Genomic DNA, 17,237 nt, shown 5'->3' with positions numbered 1-17,237 from the left:
CCAGGTGGTCACGAAGAGAGTTACCGGTATCACGGGCATTTCGACCCTCGCCGTCCGCTCCCAGGACACTCCCGGAGTCGACCGTTAGCCTTCGCGCGCCGGCACCCGAGGACGTGCGCCGGCGTCAACCGACCCTGACCCGTGAAGGACAGCCCCATGACACGCCCGACGCGCGGAGCCCGCGCACTCGTCCCTGTCGCGCCCCATCGCACCGACCTGCGCCGGCTCGTGGCGCTCGCCCTGAGCTGCGTGCTCGCCCTGGGCGGCGCGCTCGCCCTGAGCGCTCCGGCGCGCGCCGTGGCCCCTGGGGAGGAGGCCCTGCCCCAGGTCGCCTCGCCCGCGCCGAGCCTGCCCGCCATCGGCACGACCACCTCGGCGCAGGGCCGCCCCCTGGCCGTGGTCGTGGCGGGCGGGGACGGGGGCGTGCTCCACGTCGTCGACCTGCTCAGCAGGCAGGTGGTGGCCCGCGAGGCCTTCGCACCCACCGGCACGGACGTCCAGCCCTGGGGCTACGCCACCCTGTCGGACCGCAGCGTCCTCATGGCCAGCGGAGGCGGTCAGCTGTTCCGGATCGACGCCGAGGCGCCCGCGGGCCAGAAGGTGGTCACCCTGTCCAGCTCCTCCGTCCCCGGCTGGGACGAGGTCGCCGCGCTTGGCGACTTCTACTGGGACGTCGTCGTCGACGAGCAGGACCGTGCCTACGTCGCCAGCCATAGCCCGACCCACGGCGGCCGCGTCCTGGCTCTCGACACCCGTGCCAACGGCGGTGCCGGCCAGTGGTCGGACCTCCTGGGCGCGCCCCTCCAGCAGGGGCAGACGGACGTCCGGTCGCTCGCCTACGAGGACGGCCTCCTGTACGCCGGCACCGGGACCACCTCCCCGTCCGTGCACCGCATCGACGTCGCCACGAGACAGTCCACCGAGCTGAGCCTGCCCGAGTCGGTCACCCAGGGCAGCAAGGGCATCACCCGCCTCGAGGTCAGGGGCGCCAACCTGTACGTCGGCGCCCCGAGCCCGGGCTCGGGCGTCCAGCCCGCCTGCGGCGGGACCTGCGTCCTGGACCCGGCCACCGGCGCGGCACGCACGCATGACGGCCAGGCCATGGGGGTGGGTTCGTGGAACGGTGAGGTGGTGACCCGTCCGGAGGAGCCGGAGAAGGTCTACTACTACGTCCAGCTCCGCGGAGAGCGCACCATCCAGGAATACGACCCCCGGACGAACTCCTCGAGGACCCTCGTGACCGACGCCGACCTCACGACCCGCCTGTCCTCCTCGAGCTGGGCGACGCACGAGGTGCTGGTGACCTCGGAGAAGGACTCGGGGGCGCTGGGTGTCTACGACGCCTCCTCCGCCTCCGTCGACGCCCTGGCCTCCGGCCACCGGATCGAGGGGGCCGCGCGGTCGATCCAGGCGCTGGCCGGGCTGCCCGACGGCAGCGTCTACGGCTCGTGGTACATGACGACCCCGGCGCTGCTGCGGGTCACCCCGGGACAGCAGGCCGCAGGCACGACCTCCGAGCTGGCCGAGGCACCCAACGGCCAGGTCGAGGGCTTCGGGGTCGGCTCAGGGTGGATGGTCACCGGCGTCTACCCCTCGGGCTCGCTCGTGCGCTACCGCCTCGGGGCCGACGGACGCCCCGGGGCGCCGGAGGAGCAGACGGCGAGCATCGAGCACGGTCAGGCCCGCCCCTTCGCCGTGGTGCCCGTCGGCGGGGAGCGTTTCGCGGTGGCGAGCACCCCCGCCGACCACGAGGTGGCTGACGGTGCGCTGTCCGTCTTCGACGCCGGGACCAACGAGGTCGTCACCTACCCCTTCTCCGGGCTCACCGACGCCGCGGGAGCCCCCGTGGAGGCCGTGAGCGGACGGCGGCCGGTGTCGCTGGCCTACCGCGACGGCAAGGTGTACGTCGGTACGAGCGCTCGCGCCGGCGGCAGCGCGCAGGACGGCCCCGTCGTCATCGAGTTCGACCTGTCGACCCGGGCGGTGACCCGGGTGAGCGAGCCCGTGGCCGGGCAGCGGGCCGTGACGGCGCTCGCCGCGGGCGAGGACGGGCGCCTGTACGCCACGACCGGCCGCCGGGTCCTGGCGCTGAGCCCCTCGAGCCTGGCGGTCACCGCGAGCGTCGAGCTGAGACTGGGCTACGAGGACGCCCGGCCCAGCCAGCTCATCCACCACGGGGGCACCCTCTACGGCGTCATGGGCGGCCGGCTTCAGGCCGTCGCAGCAGCCGACGGCGTGCTGGGCTCCCCCCAGGTCCTGGCCGACATCCACACGGGTCCCCAAGGCAAGGTCTACGTCCACTCCCTGACGCTGGGTGCCGACTCCAACCTCTACTACGCGCGAGGCTCGGGCCTCTACCGCTACGTCCTGTGAGGGCAGGAGGGGCCCGGCCCTGCCGAGCCCCGCCGAGCCCTGAGGACCACCAGGGAGGACCACACAGGACTGGGCCCCGTCGGGTCGTACCCGGCGGGGCCCAGTCGTGACGGGACCGCTCAGGCCCGACGGCGCAGGCGCAGCACGACGACGCCTGCGACCACGGCGAGGAGCGCGAGGGCTCCGGCCGCCAGGCTGGCGCCCGTGGCGGGCAGGGCCGGGCGGGTCGAGGTCTGGGCGGCGGCCACGCTGGCCACGACGGCGTGCTCGGCCGCCCCCTCGGCGGTGCCGACCGCGCCGGCCGCGGCCGGGCTCGCCGTGCTCGTCGCGGCGTAGGCCAGGGGGGTCCCTGTCGCCGAGGCGGGCGCGGCGGCCTCGGCGGCGGGGCTCGTCGTGGGCTCGACGGCCTGGGCGACCTCGGTGGGTGCCTGGGTCGCGACGTCCTGGGCCGAGGTGGACTGCTCGGTCTGGGAGGTGCTTGTCGTCGACACCGAGGTGCTGGCGGTGGTCGTCGGAGTCAGCCCCGCGGCCTCGGAGTCGGAGTAGGTCGCGAAGTTCTGGGTCGCGTACCACGATCCGGTCGAGGCGTCGTACGCGATGCCGATCCCGATGGAGTTGGCCGCCGGGTCGGTCATGTTCGCGTAGTGGCCCGGGGAGTTGAGCCACTGCTCGAACAGGCTCCCTCCGATGTCGCCGGTCAGGGCGTCCTGGCGCATGGCCACGTTCTCCGAGGCAGCGCTCCAACCCGAGGGGTAGGCGGCCGAGAAGTCGGGGCGGTGCGCCATGACGTCCTGCGCGACCATCTGCTCGGACCACTCCTGGGCCACGGTGTCGAGCTCGACGTAGCGGGTGACCGGGGCCAGCCCCAGGTTCGCGCGCAGCTCGTTGACCCTGGCCAGGATCGTCTCGGCGTACAGCGCACCCTCGGCGCTCACCGCGGCGGGCAGCACGGTGCCCGCCACCTGGCCGGCCGGCTGGGCGGCAGCAGGGGCGGCCTGCGCCGTCGACGCGCCGGCAAACGGCACGACGGCGAGCAGGGCGGTCGCGAGTACGTGTGTCGTCCTCATGTGTCGTCCTCTTCGTCGGGGCATGGGTCCTGCCAGCCCATCACATCGCCGTGGGTCACGGCAAGATAACGACGAGTGGTTCGCTACTCGCGAGGAGTTGCGTGTGTCACGGCTGGGTGCCTGCTGACTCCTGGCTGGATCTGAGCGGGGCCTTGGCTGGGCGCTTCCTGGTCCGGCGGTGGACGGGGACCCGGATCATGGCGGGGAACGGGCGCCGGCTCGAGGAGGTCTCAGCCCATCTCGAAGACCTCGCCGCGGGGGTTGAAGGGCAGGCGGCACCCTCGTGGCATGAGGAAGGCGTGCTCGCGGCGGATGCTCAGGACGTCGCAGGCGCCGTCGGTGATGACGAGGATCGGCCCGTCGGCGGGGAAGTCCTCAGCGTTCTCCAGCAGGGTGATGCCGGGCTGGAGGACGGTGCCTCCGCGGCCCTGGACCTGCACCCGGGCCGCGATGTCTCCCGCGGGGAGGTACCCCAGGTCGTAGGGGGCGGCGTCGCAGCACACGACCCTGACCGCAGGGACCTCCTTGGCCTCGGCGTACCCGGCGATCGAGCCCAGGGCGAGAGCCAGGGTGCGCCGGTCCATCGAGCCCGAGGTGTCCAGGACGACCCCGAAGGTGCGCCCCTCACGGCGGCTCGGGTCGACGGCGACGTGCGGGCGGGGGATGTCGGGGGTGGCCGACTGCCGGCGGCTCAGGCGCGCCCAGCTGCGGTGGGTCTCGACGGGAGGGAAGTGGTGGTCGAACCAGCGGGCCAGCCTGACCTCCCAGGGGATCGGTGGCTGGAGGACGGCGTTGATCTCCTCGAGGAGCCCCGCGGGGAGCAGGCCCCTGCCCTGGGACTGGTGGAGCAGCAGGCCCTTGCCCAGCTGCTCACGGCAGAACGCGTCGAGGTCGGTGAAGACGGTCCCCTCGACCGGGCCGATGCGCCGGTCCAGGATGTCGCCCTGTCTGCCGGCCAGGGTTCGCAGCCGGCGCTGGCGCCGGATGTCGAGGGTGAGTCGGTCGTAGACCTCCTCGGCCGACAGCCCGCGCAGCTCGGCGTCGTGGAGGAGCCCGATGGAGGGCGCCACCCCGACCTCCATCTGGATGAGCCAGTCGTTGACGACGAAGTCGCAGGCGGCGTTCCACAGGAAGGGGTCGCGTCCCAGGCGCCGTGGGTCGTGCCGCAGCGCGACGTGCAGCACCTCGTGGGCGATGACGAAGCGCAGCTCGTGGGTGCTCAGGCCGGCCGTCGGGTTGAGGTAGATCGTGCGCATCTGCTCGTCGACCGCGGCGACGGCGATCTCCTCGCGACGGCACACCTCGGCGTCCTCGAGGACCGTGAAGGAGGCGACCATCGAGCCCAGGAGGGGGAAGCTGGAGATGAACCAGTCCCGGGCCCGCCGGACGGGCAGGCTGAGCCGCGGGCCGGGGGCGGTGGCGCGGGTGGAGTCGATCCCCTCGCGCAGTCCCGCGGCGACCTCGACGGCGCGGCTGACCGACTCGGCGATCCCTGCGGCGAACTCCTCGGACCAGGACTCACAGTGGCGCACCGGGACGTGCCGCCACTGCCCGGGGTGCTCCATCGTGAGGTGGCCCGGTCCCGCCAGGCTCAGGAGGGTGGCCCACTGCGGGATCCCCGTCTCGCAGAACTGGCGGTACCAGCGCTCCTCGTCCCAGATGGGCAGCCCGCCGGGCAGAACCATGTGCTCGGGGGCCCGCCCGAGCTTGAGGCCGTGGACGAAGCGGGTGGTCACGACGTCGCAGGCCGCGCTCCACGCCTGCCAGTCCCCCCGGTCGGGGCGCCACATCTCCATGGCGTGCACGAGCAGGGCCCTGGCCATGACCTGCGCCCACTGCTGGGGATCGGCCAGGCGCTTGGGGTGGGCGTACACGGCCTCGGTGCGCTCGAGCACCAGCCAGCCGCTGGCCGGGCACGGCGAGGGGGAGCGACGGATCCAGTGCACGTTGTCGACCAGGCCCCGGAAGACGGGGTGGGTGCGCAGGAGCGCCAGGCCGGTGTCGTAGGCGCGGGCCGCGGGGTTGGCCCTGGCGGTCGAGCGCGTCACTGCTTCTTCTCGGGGCGGCGCTCGATGAGGCGCGGCAGGTCGCGCACGACCTCGACCATGTACCAGGCGGGCAGGGCCTGGCCGCCGTCGTCGGCGACGACGAGCTGGGCCATCTCGAGGCTGATCCGTGCCAGGTCGCGCAGCATCGCCTTGGAGGTGTGGACGAGGGCCTGGGTGTCGGGGCTCGTCTGGCTCTTCTCCGGGGGCAGCGTCTTGAGCAGCCGGGCGCGGAAGGCCTGGGCGAGGAAGTAGAGCAGGTCTCGGTCCTCGGGCTCGGCGGGCCAGCGGGCGTCGCCCTTGATGATGGCGTCGAGGCGGTGGCGGTCGGCGGCGAGCTTGCCGAAGGCCTTGAACTGGGCGGCGTGCTGGGGGGTCAGGCAGCCGGCGGCGACGGCCTCGACCATCTCGGGGCGGGCGTCGTCGCCGAAGGCGTAGAGGGCGTCGGAGACCATGTGCCACGAGCGCGGGGTGGAGAAGGGCTCCTCATGGCGCGGCGGCTTGCTCCACAGGTGGTCGGGGCGCTGGCTGAGGTAGTCGATGACGAGGGGGTGCAGCCCGTTGTCGGCTGCCCAGGTGAGCCACTGGCTGGCCGAGACCCGCATGTGGACGTGGACCATGCGGTTCATGAGGGCCGAGGACATGGGCTTGACGATGGCCGAGTCCTGGGCGCGGTTGCCCGCACCGATGACGATCGAGCCCTCGGGCAGCTCGTACTCGCCGACGCGCCGGTCCTGGATAAGGCTGTAGAAGGCCTTCTGGACGTCCTGGGAGCACGCGTTGAGCTCGTCGAGGAAGAGGCAGTAGGGCTCGTCGCGCACGATCATGGCCGGTGGGAAGAAGCGGGTCACCCCGTCCTTGATCTGGGGGACGCCCATGAGGTCCTCCGGCGCGAGCTGGCTGCCCAGCAGCGAGACGCAGGGGACGCCGACGCTGTGGGCGAACTGCTCGACCAGCGAGGACTTGCCGATCCCCGGGGGTCCCCAGATGAACACGGGGCGCACGATGGCGACGTTGAGCAGGAACTCGCTCATCTCGGCGGGGGTCAGTGAGGTGGTGTTGTGCATCGTGTCCTTGGGACGGCGGCGCGGGGGCGGGTTCTGGCGGTGGGTTCTGGCCGGCGGTGTCTGGCGGGCGGACTCTGGTCGGCCCCGCCGGGCGGGGCGGACTCAGAGGTAGGTCGCGCGGAGCTCCTCGGGGGTCCTGGGCGACAGGTCCGCGAGCGTGAGGTCGAAGACGGTGCGAGCGCCGCGCTCGCCGCGCGCCGCCATCCTGGCGACCGCCCGGCCGGTGGCGACCAGGACAGAGCCGGTGAACTCGGGGTTGGAGCCGAGCTGGAGCTCGAAGGTGACGTTGGCGCTCACGCCCTCGGAGGTCCGGCCCCGGCGGATGACCGTGCCGCCGTGCGGGATGCCGCCGTGCTCGGCGCGCATCTGCTCGGCGCTGATGAAGGTGACCGAGGTGTCGTAGTCCGCGAAGTAGTTCGGCATCTCGACGATCTCCCGCTCGATCCGGGAGCGGTCGGCGCCCGGCGCGGCCACGACGTAGCAGTCGCGCCTGTGCATCGAGCGGGTGGTCAGCTCGACGTCGTCGCCGGCCTTGACCGCCTCGACGGTCTGAGGCACCGGCAGGGTGTACTGGCGGGCGTCGAGGACGCCGTCGATGCGGCGCAGGGCGTCGGAGTGCCCCTGGGAGACGCCGGGTCCCCAGAAGGTCGTCGTCGCGCCGTCGGGCAGGACGGACTCTCCGAGGACCCGCAGCATGGAGAACAGGCCGGGGTCCCAGCCCGTGGAGATGAGGGCGAGGTGGTCGGCCTGTCTGGCTGCGGCGTCGACGGCGGCGAAGTACTCGGGGATCCGGGCGTGGGTGTCGAAGGAGTCGACGGTGTTGAAGTGGGCGGCGGCCTGCGGCCCCTGCTCGGCCAGGTCGGTCGCCGATCCTCCGCAGTTGAGGCAGACGTCGACCTTGTCCTCCCAGGCGGCCATGTCCTCGAGGTGCGCGACCGGCGCGCCGAGGGTGGTCAGGGAGGAGGGGTCGCGGCGGGTGAGCACGACGACCGTCTCCATGTCCGCGTTCCTCGTGATCGCCTGCTCGACGCCCCGCCCGAGGTTGCCGTACCCGTTGATGGCGACCCTGATCATGGCGCGCTCTCCCTCCGCTTGGCTGTGCGACGGCGCGGTGCCGCGCCGTCGCACAGTCTCCCACCCGGGACGGACGGCGGCACCTCGTGTCTCACCCGGTTGGCGTGCCGGGTCCCACCCGGCACGTCGAGCGGCGTGCGATGGCAGCCCCCGCGCCGGGCTCAGGGGCGCCGCACGGGCCGCCTCCGCAGGTGGATGGCTGTCAGGGTCGGCACCGCGATGACGACGGCGGCACCGATGTCGAGCGCCATCTGCTTGGTCCGCTGCGGGCCCTCGTTGGCGGGCATGTCGGCGGGGACGATCCTCATGAGGTCGAAGGAATCGACCTCGTAGGGCCGGTCGCGCAGGAACGGGTGCCGGGCGACGACCTCGTAGGTCCCGGGAGCCAGAGCCTGCGGGCTGCGCACGGGCAGGTCGGTGGTGGTCCCGTGCTCGTCCCACACGATCGTCGCGGTGCAGGTGTGCATGCGCCACAGCGTGCTCCATCCTCGCTCGCAGGCCGCCGGGGAGGAGACGGTGGCGGTGCCGGAGTCGACGACGGCCGGGGACAGGTCCGCCCCCCAGGGCGCGCCGACGAGCGGGGACAGGACGAGCGCCCACATGACGCCCGCGACGACGGCGACGCAGACGGGGAGGAGGGCCCGGCGGGGCGAGCGCGCACGCCGGTCCGCGAGCCACTCGGCGCGCTCCTGAGGCGTCATCGCGTAGAGGTCGGGCACCCCCTCACGGTTCGACCAGCCTGCTCCAGCCATAGATCGAGCATAGGCAGGACGTCGCGGCCCGCCCAGGCCGCAGCCTGGTGAGTCCTCCCCCGACGGGCCGGTGCGCGCGGGAGGGGCGACGGCCGGCAGCCGCACCACCGACACGCTCCGACAGGAACCAGACGGCAACCCGGAACTCAACCGCCTGATAAGTTTATCAATCTCAGTGGCCCTTGATAAATTTATCACCATGAGGTCTCCGCTTGACTCCCCGTTCAGCCCAGGCTCGGACACGGTGCCCACGGTGTGGGCAGGTCGCGCCCCCCAGCTCAGCGACTGGCGGGACATCCTTCGCCCGCGGCGTGTCGCAGGCCTTCACGAGCGTGGTCGCACGATCCTCGGAGAGGCAGGCTCGGGAAAGTCCTCACTCGTTCGTCGGATCGCACGCGACGCGGCCGATGCCGGAGACTGGGTGACACCGCAGCTGCGCATCCCCTCCGGCACGGACCCCATCAAGCGGGTTGCCTCGGCCCTGCTGGACCTGTCCTCGACAGCGGGACTTCCCCACGCGCGGGAGGAGCGCATCGCGACCATGCTCGGCAGGGTCGAGAGCGTCGCCGCCTCCGGGATCTCGCTGTCTGTCCGCCCGGGAAGCGGGCCCGACCCGTACACCGCCCTGACCGACCTGCTGATCGAGATCGGTCGCGCGGCGATCCGCCAGCGCGACGTCATGGTGGTCGTCCACGTCGACGAGGTCCAGAACATCACCGACGAGAGGGCACGCTCCCAGCTGCTCATCGCCCTCGGCGACGCACTTGCCCACGAGGAGACCGTCAACGCCCCTGGAGGAGCCCAGGTCGAGCGGGGTCTGCCGATCGCCGTCTACCTCACGGGCCTGCCCGAGTTCGCCGACATGGCCGGCGCGCGGACGGGCGCCACCTTCGCGCGCAGGTTCCAGACCACCACCCTTGAGGCGATCGACGAGGACGCGCTCATGACAGCGCTCCAGCCCTTCGTCACCGAGGGCTGGACCGTGGCCGACGAGGACGGCAGGATCGAGCCGGTGCTCATGGAGCCCGCCGCGCAGCGCGCCATCGTCGAGCTGTCCTGCGGGGAGCCTTTCCTCTTCCAGCTCGCTGGGGAACGGGCCTGGTACGCAGGAACCGGCAACCTCATCACCGTCGAGCACGTCAGAACCGGGTGGCGCGGCGCGGCCGCCGAGGCCGAGGCGCACGTCCAGCGCGTCCTCGATCGGCTCCCCGATCGCGAGCGGCAGTTCCTCCACGTCATGGGCGAGCTCGCCCCCGAGGAGCGAAGCCTGACGAGGATCGCCCAGGCCATGGGTTACGCCAGGTCCACCGACGCCGGCCCCACCGCGCAGCGCCTCGACCTGACCCGCCGGATCATCCGGCGCGGCCGGCCCTACCGCTTCCGCCACCGAGCCATCGAGGCCTACCTGACTTCGCAGTGGCCCTGATAGCGGCCCTGACGGTCAAGCACAGGCAGGACGTCGCGGCCCGCCCAGGCCGCAGCCTGGTGAGTCCTCCCCCGACGGGCCGGTGGGCGCGAGAGGGGTGACGGCCGGCACCGTGAGGTCAGGAGGCCGTGCTCGTGTCGTAGAAGGCGAGCTCGACGAGGTTGCGGTCAGGATCGCGCACATAGAGGCTCCGGATGGGCCCGCGCGCACCGGTGCGGTCCACCGGGCCGAGCTCGACCGGCACGTCATGGTCTGCGAGGCGGGCGATCATGGACTCGATCTCGCCGGCGACGACGAGGCACAGGTCCGCGCTTCCCGGTACGGGGCAGGCGGCGTGCGGTGAGATCGGTGCGGCGGCGCTGTGGAGATTGATCTTCTGATCGCCCACCTGCAGCGCCGTGCGCCCCTGCCCGTAGGTGACGACGCCGAGTCCCAGGACGCGTGAGTAGAAGTCGACAGTCGCGTCGATCGACGAGACCGTGAGGACAAGATGGTCGATGCCGACGATGTGCACGGGTCGATCGTATTCCGGGTGGAGACGATCGCGCGGTGGGCCCGGCATCGCTCCCAGGAAAGGATCGTGCGAGACTCCCGGCATGGCAGCGACCTTCCGCCCTCTGGGTGCCCACGAGTCCCGGCTCCTTGAGGAGGCAACCCTGGGGAACATGAACTGGTGCGGCCCCCGTTTCACGGCTCAGGACGTACGGGACCGGCGGGAGTTCGCGCACTACACCCGCCTTGTCCCGCAGCGGGGCGACTTCGGGGTCGTGGCGGACGAGGCTGACGGGGCGGTCGGCGTCGTGTGGGCGCTCTTCCTCCCGGCGGACGACCCCGGCTACGGGTTCGTCGACGAGCGCACTGCGGAGATCAGCCTGTGGGTGTCGGAGGACAGCCGCCGCAAGGGAATCGGGCGCGCCCTGCTGCGCCTCCTCGTCGATGAGGCCCGGGCACGCGGCGTCCGGCGCCTGAGCCTGTCCGTCGAGGCGGGAAACCACGCGCAGGCGCTCTACCTCTCGGAGGGATTCACCGACTGGCCCGGCGGGCAGGCCGACGGTGTCATGGTCCTCGAGCTCGACGAGTCCCGGTAGTCCGGTCCGCCGTCCCAGGCCAGCCCGTCCGCCTCGGAGCAAGAGCCCGGCGGCCATTCCTTCGCGACTCATTCAGAGGCACCGCCCCGGACGCACGTGGTCGTCCCACAACGTACCTCCACTCGCTCCGCCCTCACACGTTGAAACGGAACTCCACGACGTCGCCGTCGGCCATGACGTAGTCCTTGCCCTCCATGCGCACCTTCCCGTGGGCGCGGGCCTCGGCCACGGAGCCGTACTCCATGAGGTCGTCGAAGGAGACGATCTCGGCCTTGATGAAGCCCCGCTCGAAGTCGGTGTGGATGACCCCGGCCGCCTGCGGCGCCGTGGCCCCCTTGCGGATCGTCCAGGCGCGCGCCTCCTTGGGGCCCGCCGTCAGGTAGGTCTGCAGCCCCAGGGTGTCGAAACCCACCCGCGCCAGCTTGTCGAGACCCGACTCCTCCTGGCCATTCTCGTGCAGCATCTCGGCGGCCTCCTCGGGCTCGAGCTCGACGAGCTCGGCCTCGAACTGGGCGTCGAGGAACACCGCCTCGGCCGGGGCGACCAGCTCGCGCAGCTCGGCCTGGCGGGCGTCGTCGCCCATCCCCTCGTCGTCCATGTTGAACACGTAGATGAAGGGCTTGGAGGTCATGAGCTGGAAGCCGCGCAGCACCTCCTCGTCGATCCCGGCGGCCGCGGCTCCCGCCGACAGGAGCGTCCCCTCCTCCAGGACGGCCAGCGCCGCCCTGGCGGTCTCGAGGACGGCCGCCTCCGTCTTGCGACCCCGGACCTCCTTCTCCAGACGCGGGATCGCCTTCTCCAGGGTCTGGATGTCAGCGAGCACGAGCTCGGTGGCGATGGTCTCGATGTCCCCGGCGGGCTCGACCTTGCCGTCGACGTGGACGACGTCGGGGTCGGCGAAGGCGCGGGTCACCATGCAGATCGCGTCGGACTCACGGATATTGGCCAGGAACTGGTTGCCCAGGCCCTCGCCCTCGCTGGCCCCGCGCACGATGCCCGCGATGTCGACGAAGGACACGGTGGCCGGCACCGTGCGCTGGGAGGCGAAGAGCTCGGCGAGCCGGTCCAGGCGCGCGTCGGGCAGGGGCACGACGCCGACGTTGGGCTCGATCGTGGCGAAGGGGTAGTTCGCCGCGAGGACGGTCGCGCGGGTCAGGGCGTTGAACAGGGTGGACTTGCCGACATTGGGCAGTCCGACGATTCCGATGGTGAGTGCCACGGCGCGAGTCTAGCCGTCCGGATTCGTGTCACAGCCGCCGGGCATGCTTGGGGGCATGAACACGGCCCTCCCCCTCCTCCTGCTCCTGGTCGGCCTGTGCGCCGGTGCCGTCGTCGGCTACGCCACGGCCGTAGCCCGCGCTGCCAGGACGCGCGCCGCCGAGGTCGAGGACTCCGCCGCCCTGCGCGCCGAGGCCGCCCAGTGGAGGGCTCGGGCCGAGGAGCTCGGCGCCCGGGCGCAGATCGCCGAGGAGCGGGCCGAGCACGACGGCTCGGTGCTGCGGGCACTGGCCCCCGTGCGCTCCCAGCTCGAGCAGGTCGGAACGCGGGTGGAGGCCATGGAGAAGCAGCGCACCGCCCAGCACGCCACCCTCACCGAGCAGCTGCGCGCCGGGGCGCAGGCCGAGCGCGAGCTGCGTCGGGTCACCGCCTCGCTCGAGGGCGCCCTGCGCTCACGCAGCACGCGCGGCCTGTGGGGAGAGGTCGAGCTCGCCCGCGTCCTGGAGGCCTCGGGCATGATGCGCCACGTCGACTTCTCCGAGCAGCGCTCCCTCGGCTCGGTGCTCGCCGACCGGGGCGGGGCACGCGCCGGCTCGCAGGGAGCCGAGCGCACCCGCCCCGACGTCGTCGTCCACCTCCCCGGCAACGGGCACCTCGCCGTCGACGCCAAGGTCCCGCTCGACTCCTACCTCGAGGCCTGCGCGCTGCCCTCCGACGGCGCCACCGGACCCCAGGAGGGCAGGCGCGCCGAGCTGCTCACCGCCCACGCCAAGGCACTGCGCGCCCACGTCGACTCCCTGGCGGGGCGGCACTACGACCGCACCCTGGGCGACTCCCCCGAGCTCGTCGTCCTGTTCATCCCCGCCGAGCCCATCCTGGCGGCCGCCCTCGACGCCGACCCCACCCTGCTCGGACACGCCCTGGACCGCGGCGTCGCCCTGACCACCCCCGCCTCCCTGCTCGCCCTCCTGCGCACCTGCGCGGTCGCCTGGGCGCGCACCGCCGTCAACGACGACGCCCGCGAGCTGCTCGCCCTGGGCAAGACCCTCTACGAGCGCCTGGGCACCGTCGCCCGCCATCTCGACACGCTGGGCACCGCGCTGACCCGCTCGGTGACCGCCTACAACCGCACCGTCGGCTCGCTGGAGTCTCGCCTCCTCGTCACCGCCAGAAGCTTCGACTCACTCGCTGAGACCCTCGTCTCACCTGCGGAAATCAAGGACGACGACTCCCAGGTCAGACAACTGACCAGCCCTGAGCTGACCGGCGCAGAAGTTGTTGACGAACTGTAATAAAACACGGGGCACCCCGACAGCGCCCCGGTCACAGTTCTGTAACGATTTTTCGGCGGCGCGCCGCCGAAAGGTCCTAGCAGGGCAATGCGGGACTTTCGGCCAGCCAGCGGTTAGCATGACGGCATCAAGGGCAGCCCAGGAGTTGATCTACCCCACATCCGCGGGGTGCTCCGGACTGTTCGATTCCGCGAATCCTCACGGAACCCTCAGCCGGCTCGACCGCTCGGCCGCCCTTCGATATAAGGTTGCACCCGTACCCCATCACGATCCCTGAAGGTCTTCTAACAAATGACGTCCAGTCCACCGAGCACCGTGAGCGGTGCCACCGAACCCAAGCTCACCGGCAACCCCGCCGGCGCACCCGCCACGGCCACGCACCCGCCGGCCCCGCAGGGCGCCTCCGAGGTCGTCGAGCGCCTGGGCGCCCTCGCACGGGAGCAGGAGCGCCTCCAGGAGCAGCTCGCAGCGCTGCGTGACGAACGGGACGCCCTCATCCTGAGCGGCCTCGCCCAAGGACTGAGCTCGGCCGAGCTCGCCAACACCGCGCACCTCACAGGTGCCCGGGTGCGCGCCATCGCGGACGCCGCTGCGGCGTCCTCCGCGCGCGAGCGCGTCTCGCGCGCCATCGCCAAGCTCGCCGAGCAGACCCCCGCCCTGTGCACCACCTACGGTGCGCTGGCCACCGCGGTCGGCATCGGCTCCGCCAAGGGCGTGGCCTCCTCCCTGGCAGCCAACCCCGACGTCTCCTCCCGGGAGGGCGCCAGGGTCCTGCTGCTGCGCTGGGCCTCACCGACCCTCGGCGGCTACGTCATCCCGACCTCGGAACCCACCTGGCAGACGCAGGGCGACGACACCGCCAGCCGCCTCGACTGCCTCAAGGCCGACAACCTCGTCGTCGAGACCCCCGGCCCCACCGGACCGGTGTGGGTCGTGCCCTTCGAGCGCGTGTGCGCCGACGCCACCCGCCTCACCCGCCTCATCGCCAGCTGAACCAGCCCTCCCGGGGCAACGCCGCAGGGGCCACGGCTCCACAAGGACCACGTTCCAGGGGCCCGGTGCCCCAGGGAGCTCGGCCCGCCACCGTAGACTCACGACCCCGGGCTCTCACCACGGCGCACACCGCAGCACGCACCGCACGAGGGTGCGGTGGCAGCTGGCCGGGCGCCGCCCCCGGACGCCGTCGCCGCCCGTGCCAGGCTCACGCCCGGCAGCCGACCAGGCGCCCGGTGGTCAGCAGGTGTGGTCGGGGGCCGGCTCACGCCGGGCCTGACCAGCAGCCAGGTCGCCGGCGGCCTTGAGGTCGGCGCGCAGGTTCTTGGGCAGGGAGAAGGAGATCCGCTCCGTGGCCGTGCGCACCTCCTCGACCTCACCGAAGCCCATCTCCCCGAGCCGCTCGATGACCTCACGCACGAGGATCTCAGGCACCGACGCCCCGGAGGTCAGACCCACCGTGCTCGCGCCGTCGAACCAGCGCTCCTCCAGCTCGCGCGCGAAGTCGACGCGGTAGGCGGCCGGGGCGCCCGCCTCGAGGGCCACCTCCTTGAGTCTCACCGAGTTCGAGGAGTTCCCGCTGCCCACGACCACCATGACGTCCACCAGGGGCGCGAGGACCTTGACCGCCGCCTGGCGGTTCTGCGTGGCGTAGCAGATGTCGTCCCCCGGCGGGTCGACCATCGCCGGGAAGCGCTCGCGCAGCAGACGCACCGTCTCCAGCGTCTCGTCGACGCTCAAGGTCGTCTGGCTGATCCACACGACCTTCTCGGGGTCGCGCACGACCACCTGGTCGACCTCGTGGGGGCCGTTGACCACCTGGATGTGCTCCGGCGCCTCGCCCTGGGTGCCCTCGACCTCCTCGTGGCCGGTGTGCCCCACGAGGATGATGTCGTAGTCCTCGGCCGCGAAACGGACGGCCTGCTTGTGCACCTTGGTCACCAGCGGGCAGGTCGCGTCGATGGTCTGCAGCCGGCGCGCGGCAGCCTGCTCGTGGACCGCCGGCGACACGCCGTGGGCGGAGAAAACCACCCGCGCCCCCTCAGGCACCTCGTCGGTCTCCGAGACGAAGACCGCCCCCCGCCGCGACAGCGCCTCGACGACGTACTTGTTGTGCACGATCTCCTTGCGCACGTAGATCGGCGCGCCGTAGTGGGCCAGGGCCTGCTCGACGGCGTCGACGGCGCGGTCGACTCCGGCGCAGTAACCGCGAGGTGCCGCCAGGAGAATGCGCCTGCTCGCGGCCTCGGCCCCCGCCGCTGCGGCGGGCGGGGACGTCGTCGCGGAGGTCTCGGTGCTTGTCACGCCCACCACTGTGCCACAGCGCGGTGCCGGCACCCATACCCGGACGTGGCACAGTGGTGCACGTGACAGACCCCTCCGCGCACACCACCGGCACCCGCGCCGCCGGCGGCCCCGGACCCGACCCTGCCCCGAGGGCCGCCACCGCCCGCCTGGCGCGGGAGACGACCGCGGACAACCCGTGGCCGCTGCGGCTGCTGTCGGCCAAGATCGAGCAGTACGTCGACAAGATGACCCACGTGTGGGTCGAGGGCCAGGTCGTCCAGTTCAACCGCCGCCCCGGGTCGGGGATGCAGTACCTCACCCTGCGGGACACGGAGGCCGACTTCTCCATGTCGGTGTCGGTCTTCACCCGCGAGCTGACGGCCATCGAGTCCCGCACCGGCGCCCAGCTGACCGAGGGAGCGCGCGTCGTCGTGCGCGCCAAGCCCCGCTTCTGGACCAAGAGGGGCAGTCTCGACCTGCGCGCCGACGACATCCGCCCGGTCGGGGTGGGCAGCCTCCTGGCGCGCATCGAGCAGCTGCGGCGAGTCCTGGCAGCCGAGGGCCTGTTCGACGCCGACCGCAAACGACCCCTGCCCTTCCTGCCCCGCCGTGTCGGCCTCGTGTGCGGACGCAACGCCAAGGCCAAGGACGACGTCGTCGTCAACGCCCGCCTGCGCTGGCCGGGCCTGCCCGTCGAGGTCCGTGAGGTCGCCGTCCAGGGCGCCCAGGCGGTCCAGGAGGTGAGCGCCGCGCTGCGCGAGCTCGACGCCGACCCCACGATCGACGTCATCGTCATCGCCCGCGGCGGCGGGGCCGTCGAGGACCTCCTGCCCTTCAGCGACGAGGGCCTCGTACGCGCCGCAGCCGCGGCCCGCACGCCGCTGGTCTCGGCCATCGGCCACGAGACCGACTGCCCCCTGCTGGACCTCGTCGCGGACTACCGCGCCTCGACCCCCACCGACGCCGCCCGCCGGATCGTCCCGGACCTGGCCGAGGAGACCGCGGGCCTGGCCGCAGCCCGCGAGCGCATGCGCTCGGTCCTGTCCACCCGCCTGGAGTCCGAGCAGCGGGGGCTCGACCACGTGCGCGCCCGCCCGGTCATGGCCGACCCCACCCTCATCGTGCGCGACAAGGTCGCCGAGCTCGACCTGGCCCGCCAGCGCGTGCGCCGCGCCCTGGGCACCTGCCTGTCCCTGGCCACCGCCGAGCTGCGAGCCGAGCGGGCCCGCCTGACCGCGCTGTCCCCCCAGGGCGTGCTCGACCGCGGATACGCCATCCTGCGGCTGCCGGGCGGCGCGGTGGTCACCGGCGCCGACCAGGTCAAGAAGGGCGACCTCCTCGAGGGCGTGCTCGCCTCAGGGCGCCTCGTCGCCCAGGTCGTCGGCGCGACGAAGCCCGCAGGACCCTCGCCCTGAGCCCCGCCACTCCGCCCGACCGGTCATGTAACTTTCGACCGTCCATGTGACGTCACATGGACGGTCGAAAGTTACATGACCGGTCGACGACGGGGGAGCCTGCGGTTCGTCGCGCGAAGGCCCGGTCGGCGCGGCCTGGT

The 17,237-nt window shown here is 72.5% G+C and carries 14 protein-coding genes; 6 read left to right on the top strand and 8 right to left on the bottom strand.

Translation table 11 applies throughout. The features are described from left to right. Positions 1–156 precede the first annotated feature (156 nt). On the top strand, positions 157–2,373 hold the full coding sequence (locus EL245_RS11030) for an NHL repeat-containing protein (RefSeq protein WP_232009741.1): 2,217 nt from the start codon (positions 157–159) through the stop codon (positions 2,371–2,373). A gap of 119 nt (positions 2,374–2,492) precedes the next feature. Here EL245_RS11030 and EL245_RS11025 read toward each other — a convergent pair whose 3' ends face one another. From EL245_RS11025 to EL245_RS11005, 5 genes are all read right to left on the bottom strand, one after another. Beyond that, positions 2,493–3,440, bottom strand: a complete 948-nt coding sequence (locus EL245_RS11025; protein ID WP_126383165.1) for a CAP domain-containing protein — start codon at positions 3,438–3,440, stop codon at positions 2,493–2,495. A gap of 230 nt (positions 3,441–3,670) precedes the next feature. Continuing rightward, positions 3,671–5,488, bottom strand: coding sequence for a vWA domain-containing protein (locus EL245_RS11020; protein WP_126383164.1), 1,818 nt, complete (start codon positions 5,486–5,488; stop codon positions 3,671–3,673). Further along, the gene (locus EL245_RS11015; RefSeq protein WP_126383163.1) at positions 5,485–6,552 is read right to left on the bottom strand and encodes an AAA family ATPase; all 1,068 of its coding nucleotides are present in this window, start codon (positions 6,550–6,552) and stop codon (positions 5,485–5,487) included. Before EL245_RS11015 ends, EL245_RS11020 begins: the two co-directional genes overlap by 4 nt. 102 nt (positions 6,553–6,654) lie before the next feature. Next, positions 6,655–7,626 (bottom strand): diaminopimelate dehydrogenase, encoded by a 972-nt coding sequence (locus EL245_RS11010; RefSeq protein WP_126383162.1) that lies wholly within the window; start codon positions 7,624–7,626, stop codon positions 6,655–6,657. A gap of 161 nt (positions 7,627–7,787) precedes the next feature. Next, positions 7,788–8,378: a hypothetical protein gene (locus EL245_RS11005; RefSeq protein ID WP_126383161.1), complete on the bottom strand. Its 591-nt coding sequence runs from the start codon at positions 8,376–8,378 to the stop codon at positions 7,788–7,790. Between the two features lie 199 nt (positions 8,379–8,577). Here EL245_RS11005 and EL245_RS11000 point away from each other — a divergent pair, with 199 nt between their 5' ends. Continuing rightward, positions 8,578–9,804, top strand: a complete 1,227-nt coding sequence (locus EL245_RS11000) for an AAA family ATPase (RefSeq protein ID WP_126383160.1) — start codon at positions 8,578–8,580, stop codon at positions 9,802–9,804. A gap of 118 nt (positions 9,805–9,922) precedes the next feature. Here EL245_RS11000 and EL245_RS10995 read toward each other — a convergent pair whose 3' ends face one another. Continuing rightward, entirely contained in the window at positions 9,923–10,318 is a 396-nt protein-coding gene (locus tag EL245_RS10995) for a VOC family protein (RefSeq protein WP_126383159.1), read from the bottom strand. A gap of 82 nt (positions 10,319–10,400) precedes the next feature. Between EL245_RS10995 and EL245_RS10990 the strand changes: the two genes are divergently transcribed. Next, positions 10,401–10,892, top strand: a complete 492-nt coding sequence (locus tag EL245_RS10990) for a GNAT family N-acetyltransferase (RefSeq protein WP_126383158.1) — start codon at positions 10,401–10,403, stop codon at positions 10,890–10,892. A gap of 133 nt (positions 10,893–11,025) precedes the next feature. On the opposite strand, the gene ychF is transcribed toward EL245_RS10990, so the two are convergent. Next, complete coding sequence (gene ychF, locus EL245_RS10985) at positions 11,026–12,111, bottom strand: redox-regulated ATPase YchF (RefSeq protein ID WP_126383157.1); 1,086 nt, start codon at positions 12,109–12,111, stop codon at positions 11,026–11,028. 55 nt (positions 12,112–12,166) lie between these two features. Here ychF and EL245_RS10980 point away from each other — a divergent pair, with 55 nt between their 5' ends. Next, complete coding sequence (locus tag EL245_RS10980) at positions 12,167–13,402, top strand: DNA recombination protein RmuC (protein WP_126383156.1); 1,236 nt, start codon at positions 12,167–12,169, stop codon at positions 13,400–13,402. A 291-nt stretch (positions 13,403–13,693) separates the two neighbouring features. Beyond that, the gene (locus tag EL245_RS10975; protein WP_232009740.1) at positions 13,694–14,395 is read left to right on the top strand and encodes a flagellar export protein FliJ; all 702 of its coding nucleotides are present in this window, start codon (positions 13,694–13,696) and stop codon (positions 14,393–14,395) included. Between the two features lie 240 nt (positions 14,396–14,635). Here the strand turns inward: EL245_RS10975 and EL245_RS10970 are convergent, their stop codons facing one another. After that, positions 14,636–15,709 (bottom strand): 4-hydroxy-3-methylbut-2-enyl diphosphate reductase, encoded by a 1,074-nt coding sequence (locus tag EL245_RS10970; RefSeq protein WP_126383155.1) that lies wholly within the window; start codon positions 15,707–15,709, stop codon positions 14,636–14,638. 44 nt (positions 15,710–15,753) lie between these two features. On the opposite strand from EL245_RS10970, the gene xseA reads away from it, so the two are divergent. Beyond that, complete coding sequence (gene xseA / locus EL245_RS10965; protein ID WP_164719473.1) at positions 15,754–17,097, top strand: exodeoxyribonuclease VII large subunit; 1,344 nt, start codon at positions 15,754–15,756, stop codon at positions 17,095–17,097. Positions 17,098–17,237 lie beyond the last annotated feature (140 nt).

This window comes from Actinomyces howellii, assembly GCF_900637165.1.
GTDB lineage: Bacteria > Actinomycetota > Actinomycetes > Actinomycetales > Actinomycetaceae > Actinomyces > Actinomyces howellii.
This window is presented reverse-complemented; position numbering and strand designations above follow the sequence as displayed.

Excerpts from the sequence above, each read along its gene's own strand:
- EL245_RS11005 (WP_126383161.1), bottom strand. The coding sequence starts at position 8,378 with ATGGCTGGAGCAGGCTGGTCGAACCGTGAGGGGGTGCCCGACCTCTAC.
- EL245_RS11025 (WP_126383165.1), bottom strand. The coding sequence starts at position 3,440 with ATGAGGACGACACACGTACTCGCGACCGCCCTGCTCGCCGTCGTGCCG.
- EL245_RS10980 (WP_126383156.1), top strand. The coding sequence starts at position 12,167 with ATGAACACGGCCCTCCCCCTCCTCCTGCTCCTGGTCGGCCTGTGCGCC.
- EL245_RS11030 (WP_232009741.1), top strand. The coding sequence starts at position 157 with ATGACACGCCCGACGCGCGGAGCCCGCGCACTCGTCCCTGTCGCGCCC.
- EL245_RS11000 (WP_126383160.1), top strand. The coding sequence starts at position 8,578 with ATGAGGTCTCCGCTTGACTCCCCGTTCAGCCCAGGCTCGGACACGGTG.
- EL245_RS10975 (WP_232009740.1), top strand. The coding sequence starts at position 13,694 with ATGACGTCCAGTCCACCGAGCACCGTGAGCGGTGCCACCGAACCCAAG.
- EL245_RS10990 (WP_126383158.1), top strand. The coding sequence starts at position 10,401 with ATGGCAGCGACCTTCCGCCCTCTGGGTGCCCACGAGTCCCGGCTCCTT.
- EL245_RS11010 (WP_126383162.1), bottom strand. The coding sequence starts at position 7,626 with ATGATCAGGGTCGCCATCAACGGGTACGGCAACCTCGGGCGGGGCGTC.
- EL245_RS11015 (WP_126383163.1), bottom strand. The coding sequence starts at position 6,552 with ATGCACAACACCACCTCACTGACCCCCGCCGAGATGAGCGAGTTCCTG.